General features: G+C 71.9%; 28 protein-coding genes. 14 read left to right on the forward strand and 14 right to left on the reverse strand.

The window, feature by feature from the left end; translation table 11 throughout:
* Positions 1 to 5 precede the first annotated feature (5 nt).
* Together purF and OHV05_RS17520 are read right to left on the reverse strand one after the other, a co-directional pair.
* Entirely contained in the window at positions 6 to 1586 is a 1581-nt protein-coding gene (gene purF / locus OHV05_RS17515; RefSeq protein ID WP_403037589.1) for an amidophosphoribosyltransferase, read from the reverse strand.
* A 219-nt stretch (positions 1587 to 1805) separates the two neighbouring features.
* Positions 1806 to 2630: a diacylglycerol kinase gene (locus tag OHV05_RS17520; protein ID WP_405018517.1), complete on the reverse strand. Its 825-nt coding sequence runs from the start codon at positions 2628 to 2630 to the stop codon at positions 1806 to 1808.
* A 126-nt stretch (positions 2631 to 2756) separates the two neighbouring features.
* On the opposite strand from OHV05_RS17520, the gene OHV05_RS17525 reads away from it, so the two are divergent.
* Both OHV05_RS17525 and OHV05_RS17530 read left to right on the forward strand, forming a co-directional pair.
* Entirely contained in the window at positions 2757 to 4040 is a 1284-nt protein-coding gene (locus OHV05_RS17525) for an adenylosuccinate synthase (RefSeq protein ID WP_405018518.1), read from the forward strand.
* 148 nt (positions 4041 to 4188) lie between these two features.
* Positions 4189 to 4782 (forward strand): GNAT family N-acetyltransferase, encoded by a 594-nt coding sequence (locus OHV05_RS17530; RefSeq protein WP_405018519.1) that lies wholly within the window; start codon positions 4189 to 4191, stop codon positions 4780 to 4782.
* Positions 4783 to 4788: 6 nt separating this feature from the next.
* Here the strand turns inward: OHV05_RS17530 and OHV05_RS17535 are convergent, their stop codons facing one another.
* Complete coding sequence (locus OHV05_RS17535) at positions 4789 to 6603, reverse strand: NHL domain-containing thioredoxin family protein (protein WP_405018520.1); 1815 nt, start codon at positions 6601 to 6603, stop codon at positions 4789 to 4791.
* Between the two features lie 75 nt (positions 6604 to 6678).
* Here OHV05_RS17535 and OHV05_RS17540 point away from each other — a divergent pair, with 75 nt between their 5' ends.
* Positions 6679 to 7161, forward strand: a complete 483-nt coding sequence (locus tag OHV05_RS17540) for an LURP-one-related/scramblase family protein (RefSeq protein WP_405018521.1) — start codon at positions 6679 to 6681, stop codon at positions 7159 to 7161.
* 7 nt (positions 7162 to 7168) lie between these two features.
* Here OHV05_RS17540 and OHV05_RS17545 read toward each other — a convergent pair whose 3' ends face one another.
* Both OHV05_RS17545 and OHV05_RS17550 read right to left on the reverse strand, forming a co-directional pair.
* On the reverse strand, positions 7169 to 8389 hold the full coding sequence (locus tag OHV05_RS17545; protein ID WP_405018522.1) for a glutathionylspermidine synthase family protein: 1221 nt from the start codon (positions 8387 to 8389) through the stop codon (positions 7169 to 7171).
* 154 nt (positions 8390 to 8543) lie between these two features.
* Positions 8544 to 8849, reverse strand: coding sequence for a hypothetical protein (locus tag OHV05_RS17550; RefSeq protein WP_405018523.1), 306 nt, complete (start codon positions 8847 to 8849; stop codon positions 8544 to 8546).
* A gap of 102 nt (positions 8850 to 8951) precedes the next feature.
* Between OHV05_RS17550 and OHV05_RS17555 the strand changes: the two genes are divergently transcribed.
* Positions 8952 to 9374, forward strand: coding sequence for a DUF350 domain-containing protein (locus OHV05_RS17555; RefSeq protein ID WP_403037570.1), 423 nt, complete (start codon positions 8952 to 8954; stop codon positions 9372 to 9374).
* 75 nt (positions 9375 to 9449) lie between these two features.
* Here the strand turns inward: OHV05_RS17555 and OHV05_RS17560 are convergent, their stop codons facing one another.
* Both OHV05_RS17560 and OHV05_RS17565 read right to left on the reverse strand, forming a co-directional pair.
* A complete protein-coding gene (locus OHV05_RS17560) occupies positions 9450 to 10745 on the reverse strand; it encodes a M18 family aminopeptidase (RefSeq protein WP_405018524.1) in 1296 nt (431 codons plus the stop codon).
* 245 nt (positions 10746 to 10990) lie between these two features.
* Entirely contained in the window at positions 10991 to 12820 is a 1830-nt protein-coding gene (locus OHV05_RS17565; protein ID WP_405018525.1) for an acyl-CoA dehydrogenase, read from the reverse strand.
* 158 nt (positions 12821 to 12978) lie between these two features.
* Here OHV05_RS17565 and OHV05_RS17570 point away from each other — a divergent pair, with 158 nt between their 5' ends.
* Positions 12979 to 13500 carry an SseB family protein gene (locus OHV05_RS17570; RefSeq protein WP_057234384.1) on the forward strand — a complete coding sequence of 174 codons (522 nt, stop codon included), beginning with the start codon at positions 12979 to 12981 and terminating at the stop codon, positions 13498 to 13500.
* Positions 13501 to 13625: 125 nt separating this feature from the next.
* A complete protein-coding gene (locus tag OHV05_RS17575; RefSeq protein WP_405018526.1) occupies positions 13626 to 14576 on the forward strand; it encodes a pirin family protein in 951 nt (316 codons plus the stop codon).
* 232 nt (positions 14577 to 14808) lie between these two features.
* On the opposite strand, the gene OHV05_RS17580 is transcribed toward OHV05_RS17575, so the two are convergent.
* Entirely contained in the window at positions 14809 to 15630 is an 822-nt protein-coding gene (locus OHV05_RS17580; protein ID WP_405018527.1) for an integrase, read from the reverse strand.
* A 325-nt stretch (positions 15631 to 15955) separates the two neighbouring features.
* On the opposite strand from OHV05_RS17580, the gene OHV05_RS17585 reads away from it, so the two are divergent.
* The gene (locus tag OHV05_RS17585; protein ID WP_405018528.1) at positions 15956 to 16174 is read left to right on the forward strand and encodes a DUF5302 domain-containing protein; all 219 of its coding nucleotides are present in this window, start codon (positions 15956 to 15958) and stop codon (positions 16172 to 16174) included.
* Positions 16175 to 16224: 50 nt separating this feature from the next.
* Here the strand turns inward: OHV05_RS17585 and OHV05_RS17590 are convergent, their stop codons facing one another.
* Positions 16225 to 17067 carry an alpha/beta hydrolase gene (locus OHV05_RS17590; RefSeq protein WP_405018529.1) on the reverse strand — a complete coding sequence of 281 codons (843 nt, stop codon included), beginning with the start codon at positions 17065 to 17067 and terminating at the stop codon, positions 16225 to 16227.
* A 163-nt stretch (positions 17068 to 17230) separates the two neighbouring features.
* Between OHV05_RS17590 and OHV05_RS17595 the strand changes: the two genes are divergently transcribed.
* Together OHV05_RS17595 and OHV05_RS17600 are read left to right on the forward strand one after the other, a co-directional pair.
* Positions 17231 to 17383, forward strand: coding sequence for a hypothetical protein (locus tag OHV05_RS17595; protein ID WP_405018530.1), 153 nt, complete (start codon positions 17231 to 17233; stop codon positions 17381 to 17383).
* A 23-nt stretch (positions 17384 to 17406) separates the two neighbouring features.
* Positions 17407 to 18294 (forward strand): DNA polymerase III subunit beta, encoded by an 888-nt coding sequence (locus tag OHV05_RS17600; protein WP_405018531.1) that lies wholly within the window; start codon positions 17407 to 17409, stop codon positions 18292 to 18294.
* Between the two features lie 9 nt (positions 18295 to 18303).
* Here the strand turns inward: OHV05_RS17600 and OHV05_RS17605 are convergent, their stop codons facing one another.
* The 4 genes from OHV05_RS17605 to OHV05_RS17620 all read right to left on the reverse strand — a co-directional run bounded on the left by OHV05_RS17605 (position 18304) and on the right by OHV05_RS17620 (position 21787).
* Complete coding sequence (locus OHV05_RS17605; RefSeq protein ID WP_405018532.1) at positions 18304 to 18921, reverse strand: TetR/AcrR family transcriptional regulator; 618 nt, start codon at positions 18919 to 18921, stop codon at positions 18304 to 18306.
* A gap of 259 nt (positions 18922 to 19180) precedes the next feature.
* Positions 19181 to 20389 (reverse strand): amidase, encoded by a 1209-nt coding sequence (locus OHV05_RS17610; RefSeq protein ID WP_405018533.1) that lies wholly within the window; start codon positions 20387 to 20389, stop codon positions 19181 to 19183.
* A gap of 9 nt (positions 20390 to 20398) precedes the next feature.
* Complete coding sequence (locus OHV05_RS17615; protein ID WP_403046478.1) at positions 20399 to 20644, reverse strand: hypothetical protein; 246 nt, start codon at positions 20642 to 20644, stop codon at positions 20399 to 20401.
* A gap of 207 nt (positions 20645 to 20851) precedes the next feature.
* On the reverse strand, positions 20852 to 21787 hold the full coding sequence (locus OHV05_RS17620; protein WP_405018534.1) for an NAD-dependent epimerase/dehydratase family protein: 936 nt from the start codon (positions 21785 to 21787) through the stop codon (positions 20852 to 20854).
* Positions 21788 to 21857: 70 nt separating this feature from the next.
* Here OHV05_RS17620 and OHV05_RS17625 point away from each other — a divergent pair, with 70 nt between their 5' ends.
* Complete coding sequence (locus OHV05_RS17625; RefSeq protein WP_405018535.1) at positions 21858 to 22763, forward strand: LysR family transcriptional regulator; 906 nt, start codon at positions 21858 to 21860, stop codon at positions 22761 to 22763.
* A gap of 65 nt (positions 22764 to 22828) precedes the next feature.
* Here the strand turns inward: OHV05_RS17625 and OHV05_RS17630 are convergent, their stop codons facing one another.
* A complete protein-coding gene (locus OHV05_RS17630; RefSeq protein WP_403046487.1) occupies positions 22829 to 23476 on the reverse strand; it encodes an ATP-binding protein in 648 nt (215 codons plus the stop codon).
* Between the two features lie 244 nt (positions 23477 to 23720).
* Here OHV05_RS17630 and OHV05_RS17635 point away from each other — a divergent pair, with 244 nt between their 5' ends.
* From OHV05_RS17635 to OHV05_RS17650, 4 genes are all read left to right on the forward strand, one after another.
* Positions 23721 to 24515, forward strand: a complete 795-nt coding sequence (locus OHV05_RS17635) for a hypothetical protein (protein ID WP_405018536.1) — start codon at positions 23721 to 23723, stop codon at positions 24513 to 24515.
* A 127-nt stretch (positions 24516 to 24642) separates the two neighbouring features.
* Positions 24643 to 25377 carry a YcnI family protein gene (locus OHV05_RS17640; protein ID WP_405018537.1) on the forward strand — a complete coding sequence of 245 codons (735 nt, stop codon included), beginning with the start codon at positions 24643 to 24645 and terminating at the stop codon, positions 25375 to 25377.
* Between the two features lie 79 nt (positions 25378 to 25456).
* Complete coding sequence (locus OHV05_RS17645; protein ID WP_405018538.1) at positions 25457 to 26125, forward strand: SCO family protein; 669 nt, start codon at positions 25457 to 25459, stop codon at positions 26123 to 26125.
* Positions 26122 to 26598 (forward strand): copper chaperone PCu(A)C, encoded by a 477-nt coding sequence (locus OHV05_RS17650; RefSeq protein WP_405018539.1) that lies wholly within the window; start codon positions 26122 to 26124, stop codon positions 26596 to 26598. Before OHV05_RS17645 ends, OHV05_RS17650 begins: the two co-directional genes overlap by 4 nt.
* The last annotated feature ends 3 nt before the right edge of the window (positions 26599 to 26601 follow it).

The following is a 26601-nucleotide window of genomic DNA, read 5'->3' on the forward strand; positions in this document are numbered from 1 at the left end:
CACCCCTAGGGACGCCGGAGCGCGTCGGCTGCGCCGTGGCCACCGAGCAGGGACTGGACACCGTCCAGGTCCGAGCCGGTCGGCTTGGTGCGCACTGCGGGCTGCTGCTTGCCACCGGCGATCTCGGCCTCGAGCAGCAGCTTGCCGAGCAGCGCCGGGTCCGGCAGCTCCATCGGGTAGACGCCGTCGAAGCAGGCCCGGCAGAGGTTGTCCTTGGGCTGCGTGGTGGCCTCGATCATGGCGTCGATCGAGATGTAGGCGAGGGAGTCCGCGCCGAGCGTGCGGCCGATCTCCTCCACCGTCATGCCGTTGGCGATCAGCTCCGCGCGGGTGGCGAAGTCGATGCCGAAGAAGCACGGCCACTTGACCGGCGGCGAGGAGATCCGGATGTGCACCTCGGCGGCGCCCGCCTCACGGAGCATCCGGACCAGCGCGCGCTGGGTGTTGCCACGGACGATCGAGTCGTCCACGACCACCAGGCGCTTGCCCTGGATGACCTCGCGCAGCGGGTTCAGCTTCAGCCGGATGCCGAGCTGACGGATCGTCTGGCTGGGCTGGATGAAGGTGCGGCCGACGTAGGCGTTCTTCACCAGGCCGGAGCCGTACGGGATGCCGCTGGCCTCGGCGTAGCCGATCGCGGCGGGGGTGCCGGACTCGGGAGTGGCTATCACCATGTCGGCCTCGACCGGGGCCTCCTTGGCCAGCCGACGGCCCATCTCCACCCGGGAGAGGTGCACGTTGCGGCCGGCGATGGAGGTGTCGGGGCGGGCCAGGTAGACGTACTCGAAGACGCAGCCCTTGGGCTTGGCCTCGGCGAAGCGCGAGGTGCGCATGCCGTTCTCGTCGATGGCGATCAGCTCGCCGGGCTCGACCTCGCGGATGAAGGACGCGCCGCAGATGTCGAGGGCGGCCGTCTCGGAGGCCACCACCCAGCCGCGCTCCAGGCGGCCGAGCACCAGCGGGCGGATGCCCTGCGGGTCACGGGCCGCGTAGAGGGTGTGCTCGTCCATGAAGACCAGCGAGAACGCACCCTTGACCTTGGGCAGGATCTGCTTGGCGGTCTCCTCGATCGAGAGATCGGGGTGGCCCGCGAGCAGCGCCGTCACCAGGTCGGTGTCGTTGGTCGCGGCCGAGCGGCCGGAGCGCGAGACGTGCTCCTCGCCCGGCAGTGCGGCCACCATCTCGGCGAGCTCGGCGGTGTTGACCAGGTTTCCGTTGTGGCCGAGGGCCAGCGAACCGTGAACGGTCGCCCGGAAGGTCGGCTGGGCGTTCTCCCAGACCGAGGACCCGGTGGTCGAGTAGCGGGCATGTCCGACGGCGATATGACCGTGCAGCGAACCCAGCGAGGCCTCGTCGAAGACCTGGGACACGAGTCCCATGTCCTTGAAGACGAGAATCTGGGCTCCGTTGCTGACTGCGATGCCCGCGGATTCCTGTCCGCGGTGCTGCAGGGCATAGAGGCCGAAGTACGTGAGCTTTGCGACCTCTTCGCCGGGAGCCCAGACACCGAAGACGCCGCAAGCGTCCTGGGGGCCTTTCTCGCCGGGAAGAAGATCGTGGTTGAGTCGTCCGTCTCCACGTGGCACGTCTTCGAGTCTAGGGCAGTTCCGTACGCCTTCCCGAACAGCGAACGGGCGGTGAATTGGCCGATCCGATAGCGACGCGCGTAGACAAAACCCCTTACCGCTCCCGCGTTTTTCCCGGCAACAATTCGTTGAATGCGCGTCGGGCCTTGTCGCACCCGGACTGTGACCCGGTCGGCGGCCTGACGGACCGTCGGGCGGGCCCTTCGGACGTGACGCTGCTCACGTGACCGGGAGCAGCAGCTGCCAGACCCCCGGATGGACGGTCCAGACCCGGGACCGGACCGGGCCGACCCGGCAGCCGTCCGCCTGGTAGCCGAAGCCCCGGCCGGTCACCGCGAGCCGGGTGGCCCGGACGGCGTGCGGGCCTCGGGCCAGCTGGAGCAGCAGCTCCATGTCGCCGGAACCGGCGGAGAGGGCGGCCCGCAGCCGGTGCACCGGCTCGTCCAGGTCCACCAGCAGCCGGCCGTCCGCCTCGATCCGGAGCCTGGGGTCGTCGGAACCGGGCGGGGTCGCCTGCTCGGCCGCAGCCAGTTTCGCCCATAGCGAACGCAGTCCGACCGGGCGGCCGGGGCCGTGGGTGTGGATGCTGACCCCGCCGAACGCCACCCCGCCACCGTCGTCCACCAGCAGGTCGAGCTTGCGGGCGGCCCCGTGCAGGACCGCCCTGGCCGCCGCCACCGGCTGGGCCGGCACGCCCAGCGAGCGGCCGGCCGCCACCGCCTCGGGCCGCCCGACCGGGACCAGGCCGACCGGGTCCGTGCCCAGCTCACGCTGTCGGTGCAGGGCCCCCAGCACGCGTTGCAACGCCAGATCGGAACCGATCACAACCGGTCGGCGGCGGCCGCGATGGGCCAGCACCCGGTCCAGTTCGGACGGGCTCTCCGGCAGCGCGACCTTCACGTCCGCACCCCCGCAGAGCACGTCCCGGGCGATCCGGACCGACTCGCCGTCGGCCTGCCGGGCCGCCGGGTCGAGCAGGACCAGCAGCTGACCAGGGGCGTCCGGATCGACGGCGCGGTCTTCGGGCGTGGACAGCGACGACACGACCGGTCCTTCCTCAGGTAATCTCTCGGTGCAAGAGCCCCTTGCGCTATTGCGCCAGGGGCTTCGTCTATCTCGGGGCAGACTGCGGCCTACGCAGGATGCCCCAACCGGAAGGGGTGTACGCCTGTGCCGGCACTCGTGCTCGTTGGTGCCCAGTGGGGAGACGAGGGCAAGGGGAAGGCGACGGACCTCCTCGGCGGCTCCGTCGACTACGTCGTTCGCTACCAGGGCGGCAACAACGCCGGTCACACGGTGGTCATCGGCGATCAGAAGTACGCCCTGCACCTGCTGCCTTCCGGCATTCTCAGCCCGAACGTGACGCCGGTGATCGGCAACGGTGTGGTGATCGACCCGGGCGTGCTGCTCTCCGAGCTGGCGGGCCTGAACGACCGCGGCATCGACACCTCGAAGCTGCTGATCTCGGGCAACGCCCACCTGATCACGCCGTACCACCGCACCCTGGACAAGGTCACCGAGCGCTTCCTCGGCAAGCGCCGGATCGGCACCACCGGTCGCGGCATCGGCCCCACCTACGCGGACAAGATCAACCGCGTCGGCATCCGGGTCCAGGACCTCTTCGACGAGTCGATCCTCGTCCAGAAGGTCGAAGCGGCCCTGCACGACAAGAACCAGCTGCTGGTCAAGCTCTACAACCGCCGCGCCATCCCGGCCGACCTGGTGGTCCAGGAGTACCTCGGCTACGCCGAGAAGATCCGCCCCTTCCTGGCCGACACCACCCTGGTCCTGGACGAGGCGCTGAAGGCGAACAAGGTCGTCCTGCTGGAGGGCGGCCAGGGCACCCTGCTGGACGTCGACCACGGCACGTACCCCTTCGTCACCTCGTCGAACCCGACCGCCGGTGGCGCCTGCACCGGTGCCGGCATCGGCCCGACGAAGATCGACCGGGTCATCGGCATCCTGAAGGCGTACACCACCCGGGTCGGCTCGGGCCCGTTCCCGACCGAGCTGCTGGACGCCGACGGCGACGCGCTGCGGCGGATCGGCGGCGAGCGCGGTGTCACCACCGGGCGCGACCGGCGCTGCGGCTGGTTCGACGCCGTGATCGCCCGGTACGCGACCCGGGTGAACGGCCTGACCGACTTCTTCCTCACCAAGCTGGACGTGCTGACCGGCTGGGAGGAGATCCCGGTCTGCGTGGCGTACGAGATCGACGGCAAGCGCGTCGAGGAGCTCCCGTACAACCAGTCGGACTTCCACCACGCCAAGCCGATCTACGAGAACCTCCCCGGCTGGACCGAGGACATCTCGAAGGCGCAGACCTTCGCCGACCTGCCGAAGAACGCGCAGGCCTACGTGAAGGCGCTGGAGGAGATGTCCGGCGCACCGATCTCGGCGATCGGCGTCGGCCCCGGCCGGACCGAGACGATCCAGATCAACTCGTTCATCTGATCGGGTAGTCGGACAGGAAGGGCCCCGCGCGATCGCGCGGGGCCCTTCGTCGTCGGTCGGGGCGGTCCTGGAGCCTTCACATCAATGAGCATTTGCACTAGTGCAAATATGTGTTGCACCTAGTTCAATGAGTGGATAGCGTGGCGACATGACCGCGAAGCTGCCCTACCCCGTTGTCCTGACCGGCCGTCACGTCCGGCTGGAGCCGCTCACCCCCGCCCACGCCCCGGACCTCTTCGAGGCGGCCGGGGGCGACGAGGAGGTGTTCCGCTGGATCCCGGTGGCCATCCCGGGCACACCGGCGGAGATGGTCACCAACGTGACCGACCGGCTCGAGGACCCGAACTGCCACCCGTTCGCGGTGATCCGGCTGGACACCGGCCGGGCGGTCGGCATCAGCTGTTACTTCGACGCCTCCGGCCAGGACGAGAGCCTGGAGATCGGCGGCACCTGGTACGGCCGCGAGGTCTGGCGGACGGCCGTCAACACCGAGTCCAAGCTGCTGCTGCTCACCCATGCGTTCGAGGACCTCCGGATGGGCCGGGTCTGCTGGAAGACCGACCACCTCAACGAGCGCTCGCAGAACGCGATCAAGCGGCTCGGCGCCCGGTACGAGGGCACCTTCCGCCGGTCCCGCCAGCGCCGGGACGGCAGCTGGCGGGACAGCGTGTACTTCTCGATGCTCGTGGACGAGTGGCCCGAGGCCAAGGAGCGCCTGACCGACCGGCTGGCAGCCGGCTGACCGGGACTACTCCAGGCCCGCGAGCACCAGCGGCAGCCGGTCGACGCCGGACTCGGTGATCCGGATCGGGACACCCCAGTCCTGCTGGTGGACGTGGCAGGCCGGGTACTCGATCCCCGGGTCGTCGTCGCAGGAGGCGGCCATCGCGGAGACGTGCAGGACGCCCTCGGTGAGCTCTCCCGAGAGGACCAGCTCACGGGAGAGGTCGGTGTCGGCCCCCGCGCCGGAGAGCAGCAGCTCGGGCGGGGTGGAGCTGACCAGCAGCCGGGTGGACGGGCCGTAGCGCTCGTCCAGCTTCTGGCCGCTCGGGGCCTGGAAGACCACCTCGAGGCGGAGCGCGCCCGGCGCCACCTCGGTCGCCGCCCGCTGGGTGCGGTGCGCGACCGCCGCCACCCGGACCGCCTCCTCGGGGAGCCGGAGCCTGGTCAGCCGGTGCCGGGCGGACTCCACCACCACGATGTCACCGTCCACCAGCACCGCCCCGGAGGGCTCGCGCAGGTCGGTGGCCAGCGTGCTGACCTCGCCGGTGGCGGGGTCGAAGCGGCGCAGCGCGTGGTTGTAGGTGTCGGCGATCGCCACCGAGCCGTCGGGCAGTACGGTCACCCCGAGCGGGTGCTGGAGCAGCGCCTGCTCGGCGGCGCCGTCCCGGTGGCCGAAGTCGAACAGGCCGGTGCCGACCGCGGTGTGCACGGACCGTGTTTCACGTGAAACCCAGCGCACCGCCGAGGTCTCCGAGTCGGCCACCCAGAGCCGCTCGCCGTCCGCCGAGACCGCCAGCCCGGACGGCTGGGCGAACCACGCCTCCGCCAGCGGGCCGTCCACCAGTCCCTCGTTGGTGGTGCCGGCCGCCACCGCGACCGTCTCCGTCGCCGGGTCGTACGCCCAGAGCTGGTGCACCCCCGCCATCGCGATCCAGACCCGGCCGTCGAAGAACGCCACGTCCCACGGCGAGGAGAGGTCGACCCCGGTGGCCGGCCCCTCGGTCGGGGAGCCCTGCCACCACTGCTTGCCGGTGCCGGCCAGCGTGCTGACCGAGCCGTCCGAGAGCCGGACCGCGCGCAGCGCGTGGTTCACCGTGTCGGCCACCACCACGTCGTAGCCGAGCCCCTCGGGGGCCAGGGCCAGGCCCTGCGGCTCGCTGAACCGGGGCGCCGTGCCGTCCACGAAGCCGCGCTCGCCGTCACCGATCCGCCGCACCACCGTCTCGCCGTCCTCGGCCAGCTCGACCAGCGAGTGGTGCCCCGAGTCCGCGACCAGGTAGTGCCCGTCCGGCAGCCGGACCGCCTTGCCCGGGAACTTCAGGTCCCCCGCGACCGCCTCCGGCGCCACGTACGGGCCGTCGCCGCGGCGCAGCGTCCCCTTCGCCGCGTGCTCCGCCTCCAGCTCCTCGACCAGCTTCGCGATCGCGTGCGCGTGCCCCTCACCGGCGTGCTGGGCGACCACGTACCCCTCCGGGTCGACCACCACCAGCGTCGGCCAGGCCCGGACGGCGTACTGCTTCCAGGTCACCAGCTCCGGGTCGTCCAGCACCGGGTGGTGCACCTCGTACCGGGCCACCGCGTCCACCACGGCCTGGTGGTCGGCCTCGTGCACGAACTTGGGCGAGTGCACGCCGACGATCACCACCGTGTCGCGGTGCTTCTCCTCCAGCTCCCGGAGTTCGTCCAGGACGTGGAGACAGTTGATGCAGCAGAAGGTCCAGAAGTCGAGGACCAGGATCTTGCCGCGGAAGTCAGCCAGCGACAGATCCTTGCCGCCGGTGTTCAGCCAGCCGCCCTTCCCCACCGGTTCGGGGGCGCGGACACGTGCACGAGTAGCCATGTTCCCATCCAACCGCATGACCCTCCGGCAGTATTTCTCCGCAGGGGGATCCGACACGACGTCAGGCGGTGCGGGATGAAGTACGTGGTCAGGGAGCGGCTGTTCACGGTCGGGGACGACTACTGGATCGAGGACGAGGACGGTGCCAAGGCGTTCCTGGTGGACGCCAAGGTGCTGCGGCTGCGGGACACCTTCGAGCTGAAGGACCCGCAGGGGCGGCTGGTCGCGGTGATCAAGGAGAAGGCGCTGACCGTCCGGGACGCCATGAAGATCGAGAACAGTGGCGGGGACGTGGTCGCCACCGTCCGGAAGAAGCTGTTCACCCCGTTCCGGGACAAGTTCCACGTGGAGCTGGCCGACGGCGGCGAGCTGGAGATCCACGGGAACCTGATCGACAAGGAGTACCGGATCGAGGCGCACGGGGACACCGTGGCCGAGATCTCCCGCAAGTGGTTCCGGTTCCGGGACACCTACGGGGTCCGGGTGGCCGACGCGGCGGACGCCGGGCTGCTGCTCGCCGTCGCGGTCTGCGTCGACCATCTGGTGGAGGAGGACTGACTCCCCGTCAGCGGATCAGGTGGGGCAGGAAGCGCGCGCCCTGGTGGGTGATCGGGCTGTCGTCGGTCTCGCGGATGCCGAGGCCGGCGGCCTCGCCGTCCACCACCCAGGTGCCGAGCACCGGGCGGTTGCCGTCGAAGTCCGGCAGCGGACAGAGCTGCTGGTAGCAGAAGCCCTCGGCGCCGTACCGGTCCGGATCGCCCGCCCACTCGGCCAGCCGGGTCTGGCTGCCGTCCGGCTCGACGATCCGGACGCCGGCGCCCTCGCGGCCGAGCAGCGGCTTCATCGCGTAGCCGGTCCCGACCAGTTCGCGCGGGCCGTCCAGGTAGGCGGGCAGCAGGTTGGGGTGGCCCGGGTTCAGCTCCCAGAGCACCGCGAGCAGGGCCTTGTTGGAGAGCAGCATCTTCCAGGCCGGCTCGATCCACAGCGTGCTGCCGGTGGAGCCGCCGAGGTCGATCCCGCCGAGCAGCGCCGGGGCGAACTCCTCCTCGGTCAGCCACTCCCACGGGTAGAGCTTGAAGATCGAGCGGATGAACCGCTGGTCGAGGTCGACGAACCGGCCGGTCAGCCCGTCCAGCCCGATGTCCTCCATGGCGATGCCGACCGTCTCCAGCCCGGCCTGTTCGGCGGTCTCCTGGAGGTAGAGGGTGGTCATCCAGTCCTCGCCCTCGCTGTCGCCGCGCGAGTGCCCGAAGTGCACCGGCCCCGGCGGCAGCAGGTGCTTCTGCCGCCGCCAGGAGGCGACCAGGCGCTCGTGCAGCGAGTTCCACTGGTCGGCGCCGGGAAAGCGCTGCTCCATCCAGAACCACTGCGGGCCGGCCGCCTCGATCAGTGAGGTCGGGGTGTCGGCGTTGTACTCGAACAGCTTGGCCGGGCCGACCCCGTCGTACGCCAGGTCGAACCGCCCGTACACCGAGGGCTGCTCCTCGCGGCGGCGCCAGGACTCGGCGATCACGGCGGTCAGCCGGGGGTCGGTCAGCCCGTAGTCGGCGTACCGCTCCGTCCGCACCACGTGCTCGACGGCGGTCAGGCAGAGCTCGTGCAGCTCCTCGACCACCTCCTCCAGCGCCTCCACCTCGGGCAGCGACAACTCGTAGTACGCGCTCTCGTCCCAGTAGGCGTGCGGGCCGCCCTGGTTGCAGGGGTCCTGGCAGACCGCGTAGATCAGCCCCTGGCCCTCCACGGTGGCCTGCCAGTCGGGGCGGGGTTCGATGACGTGACGGCGCATCGGGGGGCCTCTCTTCCGGATCCCGTCGGATCAGCGGGCGGTGTTGGGGTGCGTGGCTCGGCGGCGCCGAGGAGGAAGTCCATGCGGAGCATCGGCGACCGACGAGGTACGTGCCCCACCACCGCCCGCCCGGCGGGATCCGGAAGAGAGGCCCCTAACCCCCGCCGGAGCCGGAGGAGCCGCTCGGGCAGCCGAAGCCGCCGCGCTTGGTGTCGCCCTTGGCGAAGGTGCCGCCGGTGGCGATGCCGGAACCGGAGCCGCAGTAGTACCAGCGGCCGGCCGCCGCCGCGCCGTCGGAGCAGGAGTGGTTGTCCAGCACCTTGAGGCTGCCGGGGTCGACGCAGCGGCGCGGGGTGCTGCCACCGGAGGAGCAGCTGGTCAGAGCGAGCGCCAGGGTGCCGACCATGCCCAGGGAGACGAAGCCCGAGCGTCTGCGCCCGGGTACCGGAGTGGAGGTCATGGCCGACGATGCTACTGGGGAGGTCCGGAAACCGATCCCATGGGATATCTTTTGGCCGGTCCCGGGCCGGGACACCGACTCGTTCCTCCCAGGGGGCTCACCGTGCACGACATCGTCAACGGGCTTGGCGCGGCAGCGGTATACGGCGCGGTCGGGGTGGTCCTGCTGCTGCTCGGGGTCGGCCTGGTCGACCTGCTGACGCCCGGCAAGCTCGGCCACCAGATCTGGGTGGAACGTAACCGCAACGCCGCCGTGGTGCTCAGCTCCGCGCTGCTCGGGATCGGCGGGATCGTCTTCACCGCGATCATGTACACCTACGACGACTTCGGGAAGGGCCTGGCCGCGACGGCCACCTTCGGCCTGCTCGGCCTGGTGCTGATGGCGGTGGCCTTCTGGCTGCTGGACGTGGTCACCCCGGGCAAGCTCGGCGCCATCCTGGTCGACCCGGAGCCGCACCCGGCGGTCTGGGTGACCGCCAGCTGCAACCTCGCGGTGGCCGCGATCATCGCCGCCTCGATCGCCTGACCGCGTCCGACCGCGTCCGACCGGGCGTCACGAAGGGGGCACCCACCGCCCGGTGGGTGCCCCCTTCGGCGTCGGTCAGCCCTCCAGGAACGCCTTGAGCGCCGCCGCCAGCAGGTACGGGTCGTCCGCCCCGCAGAGCTCCCGGGCCGAGTGCATGGAGAGCGCCGCGATGCCGCAGTCGACGGTGGTGATGCCGAGCCGGGCCGCGGTGATCGGGCCGATCGTGGTGCCGCAGGGCATCGAGTTGTTGGAGACGAAGGTCTGCCACGGCACGCCGGCCTTCTCGCAGGCGGCGGCGAACACCGCCCGGCCGACCGCGTCGGTGGCGTAGCGGTTGTTGACGTTGACCTTGAGGATCGGCCCGCCGTTCGGCATCGGATGGTGCCCGGGCTCGTGCCGCTCGCTGTAGTTGGGGTGCACGGCGTGCCCCATGTCGGAGGAGAGGCAGATCGTCCCGGCCAGCGCGCGGGCGCGGTCCTCCAGGGAGCCGCCCCGGGCGTACACGCTGCGGTCCAGCACGTTGCCGAGCAGCGGGCCCTGGGCGCCGGTGTCGGACTCGCTGCCGTTCTCCTCGTGGTCGAACGCGGCCAGCACCGGGATGTACGGCAGGTCGCCGCCGGCCACGGCGGCCAGCGCGGCGGTGCCGGCGTGCACCGAGAGCAGGTTGTCCAGCCGGGGCCCGGCCAGCAGCTCGCGGTCGCGGCCGAGGTACGACGGCGGCTGCACGTCGTGCGTCATCAAGTCCCAGCCCACCACGGCGTCCGCGGCCACGCCGGCGCGCTCGGCCACGTACTCGATCAGGGAGCCCTCGTTGACCGCGCCGATCCCCCAGATCGGCGTCAGGTGACGCTGCTTGTCCAGCTTGAGGCCCTCGTTCACCTGCCGGTCCAGGTGGATCGCCAGCTGCGGCACCCGCAGCAGCGGCTCGTCGAGCTGAACCAGCGTCACACTGCCGTCGCGCAGTGCCAGTCGGCCGGACAGGCCGAGGTCGCGGTCCAGCCAGGTGTTCAGCGGGACGCCGCCGTAGATCTCGACCGCGACCTGCCGCCAGCCGGACGTCCCGGTGTCCGGCACCGGCTTGACCCGAAGGTTGGGCGAGTCGGTGTGGGTACCGACCACCCGGAACGGGGTCTCGGGGCCCGCGCCCTCGGGGACGTACCAGGCGATCAGCGCCCCGCCACGGATGACGTACCGACCGCCGGCGGCCGCGTCCCAGGCCTCGGTCTCGGCCACTCGACGGAAGCCGACCTTCTCCAGCCGCTCGGCCGCACTGGCCACCGCGTGGAACGGTGACGGCGAGGTGCCGAGGAAACTGATCAGGTCATCGGTGTGCGTTCGGTCGAAGGAGGCCGGGCGGGCGGCGGTCGACATGCTGCTCCTGAGTTGAGGGAGGGCGGAAGCCGGATGGGGGACCGGTCTTCGCACCCGAGCATATGCCCGTACACGGACATGACGTTGTGAACTCAACAACGGTGACACAACGGTGAAGCGCCGGTGTCAGGGGTGCGGCTGCCGGAGCCGCGGCACCGAGAACCGGTCATGCACCACGGGGCCCGGTCCTGGTGGACCGGGCCCCGTGGTGCTGAGGGTGTGTCAGGCGGTATGGGGGGCGGGCCTCAGAAGGCCTCCTCCGCGAGCTCCATGATCTCGTTGTCGACACCCTCGGCGATCAGCCGCTGCGGGGTGACGGTCGGCAGCACGTTGCGGGCGAAGAAGCGGGCCCCGGCGACCTTGCCCTGGTAGAACGCGACGTCCTTGCCGGTGGCGCCCGCCTCCAGCTTGGCCAGCGCCACGGCGGCCTGGCGGAGCAGCAGCCAGCCGACCACCACGTCGCCGGAGACCATCAGCAGGCGGGTGGTGTTGAGGCCCACCTTGTACATGTTCTTGACGTCCTGCTCGACCGAGGAGAGGTCGGCCAGCAGCTTGCCGACGATCGCCTCCAGGTCACCGGCGGCCTTGCCGAGCAGCTCGCGCTCGGTGGCCAGGGCGTCGCCGCCCTCACCGGTGGCGAGGAACTTCTTGATCTGCTCGGAGACCACGGTGAGCGCCTGGCCACCGTCCTTGACGATCTTCCGGAAGAAGAAGTCCAGGCCCTGGATCGCGGTGGTGCCCTCGTACAGGGTGTCGATCTTGGCGTCGCGGATGTACTGCTCGATCGGGTACTCCTGCAGGAAGCCCGAGCCACCGAAGGTCTGGAGCGACTGGGCCAGCTGCTCGTAGGACTTCTCCGAGCCGTAGCCCTTGACGATCGGCAGCAGCAGGTCGTTCAGGCGCTCGGCGGCGTCGTCGTGCTCACCGCGCAGGCGGGCGGCCACCAGGTCGTCCTGGACCGAGGCGGTGTAGAGCACCAGGGCGCGCATGCCCTCGGCGTACGCCTTCTGGGTCATCAGCGAGCGGCGGACGTCCGGGTGGTGGGTGATGGTGACGCGCGGGGCGGCCTTGTCCAGGAAGTTGGAGATGTCGGCGCCCTGCACCCGCTCCTTGGCGTACTCCAGCGCGTTCAGGTAGCCGGTGGAGAGGGTGGCGATGGCCTTCGTGCCGACCATCATCCGGGCGAACTCGATGATCTTGAACATCTGGCGGATGCCGTCGACGCTCTCGCCGACCAGCCAGCCCTTGGCCGGGTGCTTGGCGCCGAATGTCATCTCGCAGGTATTGGACGCCTTGAGGCCCATCTTGTGCTCGACGTTGGTCGCGTAGGCACCGTTGCGCTCGCCGAGCTCGCCGGTCTCCCAGTCGAAGTCGAACTTCGGCACGATGTACAGGCCGAGGCCCTTGGTGCCCGGCTTGCCGCCCTCGGGGCGGGCCAGCACCAGGTGGATGATGTTCTCGGACATGTCGTGCTCGCCCGAGGTGATGAAGCGCTTCACACCCTCGATGTGCCAGGAGCCGTCCTCCTGCTTGATCGCCTTGGTGCGGCCGGCGCCGACGTCCGAACCGGCGTCCGGCTCGGTCAGCACCATGGTGGCGCCCCACTGGCGCTCGACCATGTGCCGGGCGACCTTCTGCTGCTCCTCGGTGCCCTCGTCGTAGACGACGCCGGCGAACGCCGGACCGGAGGAGTACATCCAGATCGCCGGGTTGGAGCCGAGGATCTGCTCCGCGTAGGCCCAGATCAGCGAGGACGGGGTGGCCTGGCCGCCGATCCCCTCCGGGATGCCCAGCCGCCACCACTCGGCGTCCATGTACGCCTGGTAGCTCTTCTTGAAGGTCGCCGGGATCGGCGCCGTGTTGGTCTCCGGGTCGAAGACCGGCGGGTTGCGGTCGGCGTCGACGAACGAGGCGGCGAGGTCGTTCTCGGCGAGACGCGAGATCTCGGCGAGGATGTTCTTCGCGGTCTCGACGTCCATGTCGGCGAACGGACCGGTGCCGTACACCTGGTCACGGCCGAACACCTCGAAGAGGTTGAACTCCACGTCACGCAGGTTGGACTTGTAGTGACCCATGACCGTTTCTCCGGTTCGTCGCTTCCGGGGTCCGCCGCCTTCGAGCGCCCCACTTACCCACCAGTAGGCACCATGATGCTACCCGTAAGTAACTTGTTCAAGCCCCTCGACGTGAAAGGGCTATGAACACGGTCACGTCCCCCGATAGCCTTGCCCTTGTGTACGGCTACGAGCAGACCGGGTATCAGGGCGACCCCTACCAGCAGCAGGCGCAGCAGCAGCACGCCCAGCAGCAGGGGATGAACGGCATGCCGGGCCCCGGCCAGTACGGCGAGCAGCCGCCACAGGCCGCCCCCCAGCAGTCTCTCTACCCCGAACCCTCGCCGCCATCCCTCGCGGACGCGGTCCGGGCCTTCACCACCGGGTCGATGCCGGTCGAGGACTTCCAGGCGATCTTCATCACCTCGAAGGTGCACTGCCCGCGCGGCGACCGCCCGGGCTTCCTGGCCCTGCACAACACCCCGACGCCGGTGATCCCGATGTTCAGCTCGCTCAAGGAGCTGCGCCGGTACGCGGGCAAGGACTCCAAGCACTTCAGCGTCACCGGCGCCGAGGTGCTCGACCTGCTGCCGACCGGGTACGGCTTCGCGCTGGACATGGAGGGCGAGCACCGGATGGTGTTCGACGCCAAGGCCGTGGAGCAGATGGTCGACTTCACCATGCGCCGGATGTACGGCTGAGTTCCGCCCGACCCCAGGCCCGGCCGGCCCACCGTGATGTGGTTCAACTTTCAACTTGCTTCTTGTTGAGAGTTGAACTACCTTTGCGGATGTAGGCCACAGACCCCAGAAGGAGGCCGACCGACATGCCCGCCGTGACCGTCGAGAACCCGTTGACCCTTCCGCGCGTCGCCACCCCCGACCCCACGACCAACGTGTCGCGGCCGGTCCTGACGGTGGTCACCGCTCCCGAGGGCTTCGAGGGCGAGGGTTTCCCGGTCCGCCGGGCCTTCGCGAAGATCAACACCAAGTACCTCGACCCGTTCATCATGATGGACCAGATGGGCGAGGTGGACTACGCCGCGGGCGAGCCCAAGGGCACCCCCTGGCACCCGCACCGCGGCTTCGAGACGGTGACCTACCTGATCGACGGCGAGTTCATCCACAAGGACTCGCACGGCGGCGGCGGCCACCTCGGCGGCGGTGACACCCAGTGGATGACGGCCGGCTCCGGCATCCTGCACATCGAGACCCCGCCCGAGTCGCTGGTCCTGACGGGTGGCCTGTTCCACGGCATCCAGCTCTGGGTCAACCTCCCGGCCGCCGACAAGATGACCGCCCCGCGCTACCAGGACATCCACGGCGGGCACGTCAAGCTGCTCACCTCGCCCGACGGCGGCGCGATCCTCCGTCTGATCGCCGGCGAGCTGGACGGCACCGAGGGCCCCGGCGTCACCCACACCCCGATCACCCTGCTGCACGCCACCGTCACCCCCGGCGCCGAGATCACCATCCCCTGGCGCAAGGACTTCAACGCGCTGGCGTACGTGCTCAACGGCGACGGCACGGTCGGCGCGGAGCGGCGGCCGTTCCGCAGCGGGCAGGCGGCGGTCTTCGGCGAGGGCGACACCCTCACCATCTCGGCCGATGCCAAGCAGGACTCCCGGCACCCCAACCTGGACGTGATCATCCTGGGCGGGCAGCCGATCCGTGAGCCGGTGGCGCACTACGGGCCGTTCGTGATGAACAGTCACCGGGAGCTGGAGCAGGCGATGCGGGACTTCCAGTCGGGCGCGTTCGGTCAGCCGACGGACTGATCCGTTTTGCAGGGCGCTCGGGCATCTACGGTCCAGGGGCTCGGGGCTGCACTTTTTGCAGGCGCTCCGGGTCTACGGTCCAGCGGGCTCGGGGAGCTGCAAGGAGATCTGGCGTGCGGGTCACACTGCGAAAGTGCCTGACCATTCACGGACGGATCACCTTGCAAGGGCCCGCCTCGCAGTTCCCCGAGCCCCCGGACCGTAGCTGGCTGAGCGCCTGCAAAAAACCGGTTCAGATCCGGGCGTAGAGGGCCGAGGCGTCGTCGTGGGCCTTGCCGCGGGGCCAGCGTTCGCAGCTGGTGTCGGTGCGTTCGGTGGTGCGGACCTGGGCGATGAGTTCGGCGGGGCCGCGTTCGGCGAGCAGGTGGAGGGCGTCGGACCAGCTGCCGAGGCCGAAGCGTTCGGTGTAGCGGGCCGCTCCGTCGGTCAGGGCGGCCACCGCGTGCAGGGTGGTCAGGCGGACGAAGCCGGTCTCGGCGTGGGCCGCGGCCCGGGGCGAGGCGGCGGCGATCCACGGTCCGGTGCCGGAGTTGCGGGCCGCCCGGACCGCCAGGGCGTACCGGAGGTGCAGCTCGCGGCGGTCGGCCGAGCCCGGGACGGTGGACCAGATCTGGCGGCGGAGCAGTTCGCCGGCCGGGAAGCGCTGGTTGTCGCCGATCACCCGGGGCGGCCCCTGCTCGGGCTGGAGCACCAGCAGGGAGTCGCCGAGCACCAGGTACTCCAGCGAGCTGCCGTGCAGCCGGGCGGCGACCACCATCGCGGCCGGGGTGTTGGGGTGGGCCAGGTCGCAGCGGCCGCCGTGCAGGGCGGCGGTCTCCACGATGGCGTCGGCCAGGCACTCGGCGATCGAGCGGTCGGGCCGGTCGGTCAGCCGGGCCAGCAGGTGCACGCCGAGCCGCCGGACGTACCAGGCGGTGCCGTGCCGGCAGCCCGATTCGAGGCCGTCCGGTGCACTCGAACCGTCCAGCAGTACCAGGGCCTCCGGGGAGGTCGCGGCGAAGTCCTCGCTCGGCTTCCCCGGCTCGTGCGGTTCGCTCGCCAGCTCTACCTGCATCCCGCCAGTGTGGCGGCGGAGCGGACGGGCGGACAGGGTCCGGGCGATGATCCCTCGGTGGGACGAGGGGAGTGGCAGTCGGGTGAATCTGGACATAACGTCAGATTCACTGCTTCCGTCCTCTCCCCCAGGAGCTCGCTGTGATGGTGCTGGAGTTCTTCGTCGTGGTGATCGCGGCCCTCGGCTTCCCGACCGCCCTGCTGCTCTTCCTGATCGGCGGACCGCACTACCGGGACCATCCGCACTGAGCGGTCAAATGGTGGGACCGACCGGTCCCGGCATGACATGGTGAGGCTGGCAACACTGGTCTTCTGGAGGTCAACCCATGAGCAGCGGCACACCCGAATCCGTCGATCCGCAGAGCACGGAGCAGACTCCCGCCGCGCCCGACGACGTGAAGGCGAAGTTCCTGGCAGCCCTGGAGCGCAAGCAGGGCGTCCGGACTGACGGCTCCGGCGGCGGCCCCGGCAGCGAGTCGAAGGTCCACGGCACCCACGCGGCCGCGGGCGGCAAGCGCAACTTCCGCCGCAAGAGCGGCGGCTGACGGTTCGCCCGACGGGCGGCTCCCCCGGTACCCGGGGGAGCCGCCCGTCGTCATTCCGCCCCGAGGAAGCCGAGCACGTTGTCGACCACCGCGGGCTCGCCGAGGATCCGCCGGTGGCCGAGGCCCCGGGTGACGACCAGCTGGAGCTGCTCCCCGTACGCGTCCTGCAGGCGGCGGGCCTGGGTGAGCGGTGCGGTCGGGTCGTCCTCGTCGTGCACCGCCAGGATCGGCAGGCCCAGGTCGGCCGGCCGGTACGTGGCGTCCAGGGTGTCGAGGCCCTGTCCGGCGGGCAGCAGTCTGGCGATCCGACGGCCCAACTCCCGTTCGGCCCAGGGACCGAGACCCAGCTGCCGACGGAACTCCGCAGGCAGGAAGGCGAATTCGCTCACCCCGGCGATCGCCACCAGCCGGTCGGCCTTCACCCCGTCACGGAGCGCCGCGAAGGCGCAGGTCACCCCGAAGGAGTGCGCCACGACCGCCTCGAACGGGCCGTACCTGTCGTGCAGTTGGCCGATCAGGGCGCGGACCTCGATCAGATTGGTGGCCCGACCGCCGGAGTCCCCGTGGCCGGGGGCGTCGAACGAGACCGGTGTCAGCCCGAGGGCGCGCAGGCCGGGTATCAGCGGGGCGAACCGGGAGGCCCTGGACTGCCAGCCGTGCACCAGCAGCACCGGGCGGGCCCCGTCGCCCCAGCGGTAGGCGGTCACCGTCTTGCCCTCGACGGCGAGCCGTTCGGTGACCGCGAGGGCGTGCAGCTCGCGTTCGGCCGACCGGACCCGGCTGCGCCGCAGCGGGCGGCAGAAGACCTCGAAGGCGGCCCGGCCCGCCAGCCGGGGCGAGGCCAGTGCGGTGGCGTTGAGCGCGGTACGGAGCAGAGCGGTGGACAGGTCCATGGGCACTCCCCGGCAGGGCCGCGACCTGGGTGCGCAGCCGGTCAGGACAATATATTAGCACGACCGTTCGTGCAGTTTCTGGGCCGTTTGCGGGCCCGGACTACCGTGGGTGGTTGACCCTCGACCAGGTCGAGCCCCCAGAGTCCTCGGTGTGGAGAACGTGATGCGCAGCATCGGAGCGATGGCCCGGCAGAGCGGGCTCAGCGTGAGCGCGCTGCGGTTCTACGACGGCGCGGGCGTGTTCGGCCCGGCCTGGGTGGACCCGCAGACCGGGTCCGCTGGTACGCCGAGGAGCAGCTCCGGGAGGCCCGGCTGATCGCCCGGCTGCGCCGGGTCGGCATGCCGCTGCCGGACATCTCCCGGGTGCTGTCGGCCGATCCGGCCGTGGCCCGGGAGACGCTGGACACCCACCTGCGCCGCCTGGAGGACGGCCTGGCCGACGCGCGTCGCGAACTCTCCACGGTCCGCGCACTGCTCGACCAGAGGGAGCACCCGATGAACCCGACCCGACTCACCACCCCCGCCCACGAGTTGGCCGCCGCGCTGGACGCGGTCCGGTTCGCGGTGGGCAGCGACCCCGGGATGCCCGCGCTCTGCGGCGTCCTGCTGGAACTCGGGGCGGACGGCCTGCGCCTGGTCGCCACCGACCGCTACCGGCTGGCCGTCTCGCTCGCCCCGGCGGCCGACCTGGACGGCCCGCCGGTCGGCGCGATCGCCCCGACGGCCTTCGTGGACGAGGCCCGGGCCCTGCTGGACGGTGGCGAGGACGCCTGGCTGACCGTCGACGGCGACCGGCTGACCCTCGCCGTGACCGGGGTCGAGCGGGTGGTGACCGGCGAGCGGGTCGACCAGGACTTCCCGGACTACCGTCCGATGCTGCGCCTGGAGCCGACCCGGCGGCTGGCGGTGGACGCCGCCGAGCTGCGGGCCGGACTGGTCGCCGGGCCCGGCCGGACCGTGACGCGCAGTCAGGACGGCGTGGAGCAGCTGGTGTCGGTGCTCACGGTGGGCGCCGACGGCACGCTCGGGGTGGCGGGCGAGGGCGGTGCGGCCGAGGACGAGGCGCTCCGGATGGGGGTGAACCGGGACTTCCTGCTGGAGGCGATCACGGCCGGCCGCCGGGACCAGCTGATGCTCGAACTCGGCAGCCCCGTGGCGCCGTTGGCGATCCGCTACCCGGACCGGGAGGGGACGTTCTCGCTGCTGATGCCGACGGTGCTGAGCTGAGGCCGGGCCTCAGACGCCGGCGGAGGTCAGGGTGTGGGCGATCGCGGTGGCGGCGCGGACGTAGCGGGTGGGGTCGTCCAGCAGCAGGGCGTGCGCGTTGGAGGTTTCCATCAGCCCGATCAGGGTGAACGCCAGCTGCTCCGGCTCCACGTCCGGCCGCAGCTCGCCGTTGGCGCGGGCGGTCCGGATCAGGTCCACCAGCAGGCCCTCCCAGTCGCGGGCGGCGTCGGCCAGCACGTCCCGGACCGGCCCCGGCCGGGTGTTGAACTCGGCCGAGACGGACTGGAAGAAGCAGCCGCCCGGGAAGACCTTGCCCTGGGTGTAGGCCAGCCAGTTCTCGCAGAGCAGCCGCAGCCGGGGCAGCCCGGGGGCGGCCTGTTCGGCGGGGGCGACCACCGCGTCGTAGAAGATCCGGCGGGCGGCGCGGACGGTGGCCAGTTGCAGCTCCTCCTTGGAGCCGAACGCGGCGAACACCCCGCTCTTGCTCAGCCCGAGGTCGGTGGCGAGCCGGCCGATCGACAGGCTGCCGAGGCCCTCGACCGAGGCGAGCTCGACGGCTCGGCCGAGGACCGCCCGCCGGGTCTCGTTGCCCCGCTGGATCCGTCCGTCCGTCACTGCTCCGGTCACCGCGCACCTCCGGCTGCCCAGCATAGGCTTCCGCTGCGCGGTAGGCAGGCGCCTCCGCCGTGGGCAGGCGCTCGGGCATCTACGGTCAGGGGCTCGGGGAACTGCGAGGAGATCTGGCGTTCGGGTCACTGCGAAAGTCCCTGACCACCTACGCGACGATCATCTTGAACGAGGCCGGCGTCGCAGTTCCCCGAGCCCCTGACGGCTGAGCCCGGAACGCAGAGGCCCGGGCCCCTGGAGGCTGAGCCGGAGCGCAGGGTCAGAGCCCCTGGAGGTGGAGGGTCCGGGCCCAGGCGAGGAGGTGTTCGTCGGTGCCGGCCGGGGTGATGAGTTGGAGGCCGACGGGGAGGCCGTCCACGGTGCCGGTGGGGAGGGTGAGGGCGGGCCAGCCGGCGTGGCTCCAGGGGAGGGACATCACGGCGTCGCCGGTGTTCTCCAGGCCGAGTGGGGCGGGGCCGGTGGCGGCGGGGGTGACCCAGAGGTCGATGCCCTCGGACGTGGTGAGGTCGGCGAGGCGGTCGCGGTAGCGGGTGCGGGCCCGCAGGGCGGCGGCGTACGCGGTGGGGTTGATCTCCTGGCCGTGGCGGATCGCCGAGGCGGTCTCGGGCCGGTAGAGGTTGGCGAAGCGGGGGAACAACTCTCGGTGCACCTGGGCGAGTTCGTAGCGCGTGATGACCCGCATGTCCTCGGCCAGCTCGGCCGGGGTCCACGGCAGGGTGATCTGTCGGACCGTCAGACCGACCCGTTCGAAGGCGTCCCGGCCGGCCGGTGAGACCGCCGTCAGGTAGTCCACCGGGACGGCCAGGACCGGCCGGATCCCGGCCACGACCGCCGGGCGCCAGCCGTCGCAGAGCACGGCCGCCGCGCGTTCGGCCCCCGCGAGGTCCGGGGCGAAGACGCCGACGGTGTCCAGGCTCGGGGCGGCGGCGATCAGCCCGTCCGTCGGGATCCGGCCGTAGGTGGGGCGGAAGCCGACCACGCCGCAGTAGGCCGCCGGACGGATCACCGAGCCGACGGTCTGGGTGCCGATCGCCAGCGGCACCAGGCCGGCCGCGACGGCGGCGGCCGAGCCGCTGCTCGAACCGCCCGGGGTGTGCGCCGGATGGTGCGGGTTGCGGGTCGGGCCGGGGGCGTTCAGCGCGAACTCGGCGGTCACCGTCTTGCCCGCGATCAGCGCGCCGGCCGCCCGCAGCCGCCGTACCAGGGTGGCCTCGGGACCGGCCAGGACGCCCGGCGGCAGCGCGGAGCCGGCGTGCGTGGGGAGCCCGTCGACGTGGATCACGTCCTTGATCCCGACCGGCACGCCGTAGAGCGGCGGGTGCTCCCCGCCGCCGTACGCCCGCTCCAGCTCACCGGCCTCGGCGGCCAGCCGGCGGTAGCGGCCGGGCTCCGGGGTGAAGGCGTGCAGCAGCGGGTCGATCCGGTCGATCCGGGCGCACAGCTCCTCGACCAGCTCGGTCGGCTCCATGCCCGCCGGCTACGGCTGCTCGCGGTAGAGGTGTTCGCTCGGCAGATAGGGCGCCTCGCGCAGGAAGAGTGCCCCGCAGGTGTGGCAGTTGAGGTCCGGCTGCTCGGACCAGCGGGTCGGCTCCCGGGTCTCGCCGCCGGCCACCAGCTCGTGCCCGCACATCGCGGTGACGGTGTCCCCCACCGTGATGTGCCAGCTCTTCACCCCGCCCGACTGCCCGTCGGGACCGTACTCGGCTCGCATCAGGTGATCCATGCCCCCATGCTCCGGAGCGCACGGACCACCGGCAATTCCTGATCCCCCGTCCGGGAGACCCGGGGCAGCCGACGTCCCACCAGACGGTGCTGTCGCCCTCGATCACCACGCCGCCCGCGCCGGAGGCGGCGAGCTGCACCCGGCCCGGTGCCAGGGTCGGGCCTGCCCGACCTGAGCGGCGCCGACCTGGAGCATCTTGCATCGGCCTCAGAGAGTGGGCGCCGGCTCGGCGAGGGCTTCGGCGACGGCGCCCGGCAGCCAGTCGGCGGTGTGGGAGAAGGCGAAGCCCAGGTCCTTCGCGCGGGCGTTGCTCATCGCGTAGTGGCGGTCGTGGGAGAACGGCGACGCCTCCCCGCCCGCCGGGACGGTCCGGTGGACGGGCGCCCGGCCGGCCTGCGTCGCGATCACCGCGACCAGGTCGTGGACGTCCAGCGGGCCGTCGGAGCAGGCGTTGAGCGGACCGGTGAAGTCGGCCGTGGCCGCCCACCGCAACAGCTCCGCCAACTCCTCGTGGTGGATGAAGACGGTGGGCAGCACCTGCGCGTGCACGGCGATCTCCTCCCCCGCGGCGATGCGCGCGGCGTAGTGCGCCAGCCGACCGGTGAACTCCTGGGCGCCGCCGCCGAGCACGTGGGCGCTGCGGACCGTGGCGAACGCGAAAACGCCGGCCCGGGTGAAGAGGGCCTCCGCCTGGCGCTTGCCCTCGGCGTAGTGCGCCTCCAGGTACGCGTCGTCGTGCCAGGGCAGGTCGGTGACCACCTGCCAGGTCGCCGGGTCCACCAGTGCCTCCGGCACCGGCGTACCTGCCGCCACGGCCGGCAGCGCCGCGGTCCCGGGGTCGTAGACCTCGATCGTGGAGGTCATGACGTAGCGCCGGGTCCGGCCGGCGAAGGCCCGGACGGCGATGGCGGCCTGCACCGGGGTGTAGCAGACCTGGTCCACCACGACGTCGAAGGTGCGGGAGTCCAGCGCGGCGGTCAGGGCGGCTTCGTCGTTCCGGTCGACGACGAGGTGCTCGACGCCGGCGGGCGGCGCGGTGGAGCCCCGGTTGATCATGGTGACCTGGTGACCCTCGGCCCGCAGGCGGTCCACCAGGAGTTTGCCGAAGTACCGGCTTCCGCCGATCACGCAGATCCTTTGCATGCCCTCATCGTGGCGACCTATCGTCGGCAGCAGAAGTCCCCACCCGCTGACCCGGTGTTAAGGAAAACTGTTGATCGATGTGCAGCGGCTCCGCGTCCTGCGGGCGGTGGCGGAGCACGGCAGCTTCAACCAGGCGGCCACCGCCCTGCGCCTCACCCCGTCGGCCGTCTCCCAGCACGTGGCCGCGCTGGAGCGGGCCCTCGGCACCCTGGTCGTCGACCGCAGCACCCGTGGGGTCACCCTCACCCCGGCCGGCCGGATCATGTTCGGCGCCGCCGAATCCGTCGCGGCCGAGCTGGAACACGCACGACGGCAGGTCGCCCAGCTGGACACGGGGCGCGTCCGGCTCACCGTCGCCACCTTCACCAGCGGCGGCCGGCCGCTGCTGCCCGCCGCCTTCTCCCGGCTGATGGCGACCCACCCCCACACCGTGCTCCACGTCCGGGAGGGCGAACCCGAGGACACCCTGCCGCTCGTCCGCCAGGGCGCCGTGGACCTCGCGCTCGCCTACCACTTCGACGGCCCGCTCCCGGTCGGGCCGGGCGGCGGCTCCGGCCTGGAGTGGACGCCGCTCCTGGCGGACCCGCTGCACGTGGTCCTGCCGCTCGGGCACCGACTCGCGGACCACGAGGCGCTCGACCTCGCCGAGCTGGCGGCCGAGCCCTGGGTGCTCGGCTGTCTGAAGACCGAGGCGTACCTGCGCCGCTACGCCGAGCGGGCCGGATTCGATCCGGAGGTGCGCGGGACTACCACCGACTACTTCTTCGCCCGCTCCCTGGTCGCCGCAGGGGTGGGGATCTCCCTGATCCCCTCCATCGCGCTCGCCCCGGAGATCCCCGGCCTGTGTGCCGTGCCGATCAGGTCACCGGGGCCGGTCCGGCACATCGGCGTCGCCACCCTCGGCCGCAGCGACCGGCCGCACGTCGCGCAGCTCGTCCACACCCTGTGTGAGGAGGCGGGCCGACTGCCGTTGTGAACGGGGGGTCAGGGCCCCTCACCGCGGAGCGGACGGGGGCCTGACGCCGGGTCAGCCGAGCTGGCTCAGGACGCGGCCCGCAGCAGCGCGTCGTCCTGCCACTTGAGGACCTTGTCGAAGCTGACGATCGCCCCGCGCAGCGGGTGGTTGCGGAACTGGACGTGATCGGTCAGGGCGTGGATCAGGAACAGGCCGCGGCCGCTCTCGGCGGTCAGGTCGGGCAGGGTGTCCAGGTCGATCGGGCGGGCGGTGGTGGGCCGGCCGGCCGGGAGGACGTGGGTGTCGTACGGGGCGGGGTGGTCGCCGGTGCGGGGGCGGTGGGCGGTGAGGGCGGGGGCCGGCAGGGTGGCCCGGCCGCGGCGGGTGCGACAGCGGCCCGGGGGGCGGACGGCGGGGCCGGCCTGGCGGCGCAGCGGGGGGAGGGTGAGCGGCCGGACGACGGCGGTGGCCGGGGGGAGGCCGGGGCCGGTGTCGGTGACCTCGATCCGCAGGCGGTCACCGGAGATCGACGCGGTGACCTGGAAGCCCTCGTCCGGACGGGTGGAGGTGGCGTGCTCGACGGCGTTGGCGCACGCCTCGGTGAGGGCGATGCCGAGGTCGAAGGCGACCTGCGGATCGACGCCGGCGGAGTCCATCGCGCCGAGCAGGATGCGCCGGGCGAGCGGGACGCTGGCCGGGTCGCGCTTGAGGTGCAGAGTCCACCAGATGTCCACGGGAGGTCCCTCCTGGCTGCGGCTCCACATACAACTAGGTATCTCCGGCCCATGGCGCGATGAACCGTGCGGAAGGCCCGGTACCACCCGTTCAGCGGATGGACTGGTGCAGCAGGGTGTGCCCGAACGGCGCACTGCTCGGCGCGCACGCCGGGCCCGAACGGGCCAACCGCCGGGGGCCGGGCGGGCCATTTTCCGCCCCTCCCCCCTCGCCCGGTGTAGGCGGTGAGAGGATGTCCCAGCCATGACCGACCACCGCCTCGCCCCGCTCCCGGGTGCTGCCGCAGCGGGCCTCCGTGCCCCGGCCGCCGCCTGGGACCTGCGGCTTGCCCGGGCGGTGCCGTTCGCCCTGGTGTGCACGCTGATCGCGGCCGCCGGGCACGCCCTGGTGGGCGACGGCGAGGTCGGGACGTCCGCGCTGGTCACCGGCTTCGCGGCGGTCTGCGCCCTGGCCGTGCTGCTCGGCGGGCGGGAGCGCTCGATGGCCGCCATCGCCGGAGCGCTGAGTGCCGGTCAGCTCGGACTGCACCTGCTCTTCCACTTCCTGTGCGGCCCGGCGATGCCGGGCATGCACCATGGCGGCGGGCTGACCCTGCCTCAGGTGGCGAGCCGGCTGGTCTGCGACGAGAGCGGCACCGCCACCCTGGTCGACAACCCGGGCGGCGTGGTCAGCGCCGCCGGTCTCGACCCGGCCGCGTACCCCGCGACCGCCGGGCCCGAGGCGGCCGGCTGGCTCGGGCTGACCGGCCCGATGCTGCTCGGCCACCTGGCCGCCGCCGTGCTGGCCGGCTGGTGGCTGCGCCGTGGCGAGGCCGCCCTGTGGCGGCTGCTGCGGCTGACGGCGGAGGTGGCGCAGGAGTTCGCCGCTCCGCTGCGGACCGCCTTCGCGCTGCTCCTCACCCTGCTGCTGGGCCCGGCGACGCCCGGCCGGCCCCGGCCGGGCGCGCCCCGGTCCGGTGACTGGCGGCTGCCCGGCGCGGCCGCACTGCGGCACAGCCTGCTGCGCCGCGGCCCGCCCGTGGCGGCGTACGCGCGCTGAACCGACGGCCGAGCTGAGACCTCGTCGGGAGCGCGCGTACAGCCCTGGCTGTCCGTCACTCCCCCCTGCGTACGCGCGCCGCCGTTCCGGCCTGCCCGCGTGCCCGTCTCCGTTGGAGCCCACTTCCATGCGTATCTCTCCTGCCCGTCGTCTCGCCGCTGCCGCCACCGTCGCCGCGGCCTCCGTGGTCGCGCTGGCCGCCCCCGCCTTCGCGCACGTCACCGTCCAGCCGGGCTCGGCCCAGCAGGGCGGCTACAGCGCCGTCGCCTTCCGGGTGCCGAACGAGAGCGACTCCGCCTCGACGGTGAAGCTGGAGGTCAACCTGCCGCTGGACCACCCGATGGCCTCGGTGCGCACCCAGCCGATCCCGGGCTGGACCGCCACCCTGGAGAAGTCCAAGCTCGACAAGCCGCTGAAGTCGCACGGCAAGGACATCACCGAGGCGGTCTCCAAGATCACCTGGACCGCCGACGCGGGCACCAAGATCGGCCCCGGCCAGTACCAGGACTTCTCGGTCTCGCTCGGCGCGATGCCCGACGACACCGAGAAGCTCACCTTCAAGGCGCTGCAGACCTACGACAACGGTGACGTGGTGCGCTGGATCGACGAGGCCAAGGAGGGCCAGGCCGAGCCCGCCAAGCCCGCCCCGGTGCTGACCCTGACCAAGGCTCCCGCCGCCGGTGCCGGTGACCACCACGGCGCCGGTTCCGCCGACGCCGCCAAGGACCAGGCCGCCGACCACGCCTCGATGAACTCGGACGACTCCACCGCCCGCACCCTCGGTGTGGTCGGCATCGTGGTCGGCGTCATCGGTGCCGCGCTCGGTGTGCTCGGCCTGCGCCGCAAGAACAGCGCCTCCTGATTCCGGGCGGGCCCCGGCCGCCGCGAGCCACGCGGCGGCCGGGGCCGGCCGCAGCACGCTCCACGATCGGACCCCCGCAATGGCACGTACCCCTTCCTCCCGACTGCTCGGCGCCGCCGCCCTCGCGCTGACCGCCGCCCTCGCGCTGACCGCCTGCGGCTCCGGTGCCGGCAGCGCCGACGGCCCGGCCAAGGTCTCGAAGGAGAGCAGCAGCTCGCCCTACCAGGCCACCGTGCTGGGCAAGCACTTCGAGAAGCCCGAGCTGACCCTCACCGACACCTCGGGGCAGCCCTTCGACCTGCGCAAGCAGACCGCCGGGCGGCCCACTCTGCTGTTCTTCGGCTACACCAGCTGCCCAGACGTCTGCCCGACCACGATGGGCGACATCGGCGTGGCGATGTCCAAGCTCCCGGCGGAGCAGCAGAAGAAGATCGACGTGGTCTTCGTCTCCACCGACCCGCAGCGGGACACCCCGCAGGTGCTGCGCACCTGGCTGGACGCGATGGGCAAGAGCTTCATCGGGCTGACCGGCGACCTGAACCAGGTGAAGACGGCCGCCAAGTCGCTCGGCGTCCTGGTCGAGGACCCGATCGTGAACAAGGACGGCAGCGTCACCTCCTCGCACGGCGCCCAGGTGCTGACCTTCCTGCCGCAGGACGACAAGGCGCACCTGCTCTACCTGAGCAGCACCTCGGTGCAGACCTTCGAGCACGACCTGCCACTGCTGGCCAAGGGGGTGCCGGCGTGAGCCCGTTCGGCCGCCGGGCCCTGCTCGGGGCCGGTCTGGCCGCCGCGCTGACCGTCGGCACGGTGCTGGTCGGCTGCGGCTCCGACAGCCCCGCCGCGGTGGCGACGCTGGCCGTGGTGGACTCCTACATCCCGGCGCCCGCGAGCCCGGGCGGGATGGCGGCCGGCTACCTGACGGTCCGTAACTCCGGGGCGGCCGGCGACGAGCTGGTCGGGGTGAGCAGCCCCGGCGCCAGCTCGGTCACCATGCACCGCTCCACCGAGCGGACGATGGAGGACGTGACGTCCTTCCCGGTGCCCGCCAACGGCGAGCTGCAGCTCTCCCGGGGCGGCAACCACCTCATGATCATGGGCTGGACGAAGGCACCCGCCGTCGGCGACCGGCTCGAACTCGAACTCACCTTCGCCAAGGGCGGGACCATCGCCGTCCAGGTGCCGGTCGAGCCCCTCACCTACCGACCCGGGAGCCAGTAGCTC

This window comes from Kitasatospora sp. NBC_00070, assembly GCF_045041205.1.
Lineage (GTDB): Bacteria > Actinomycetota > Actinomycetes > Streptomycetales > Streptomycetaceae > Kitasatospora.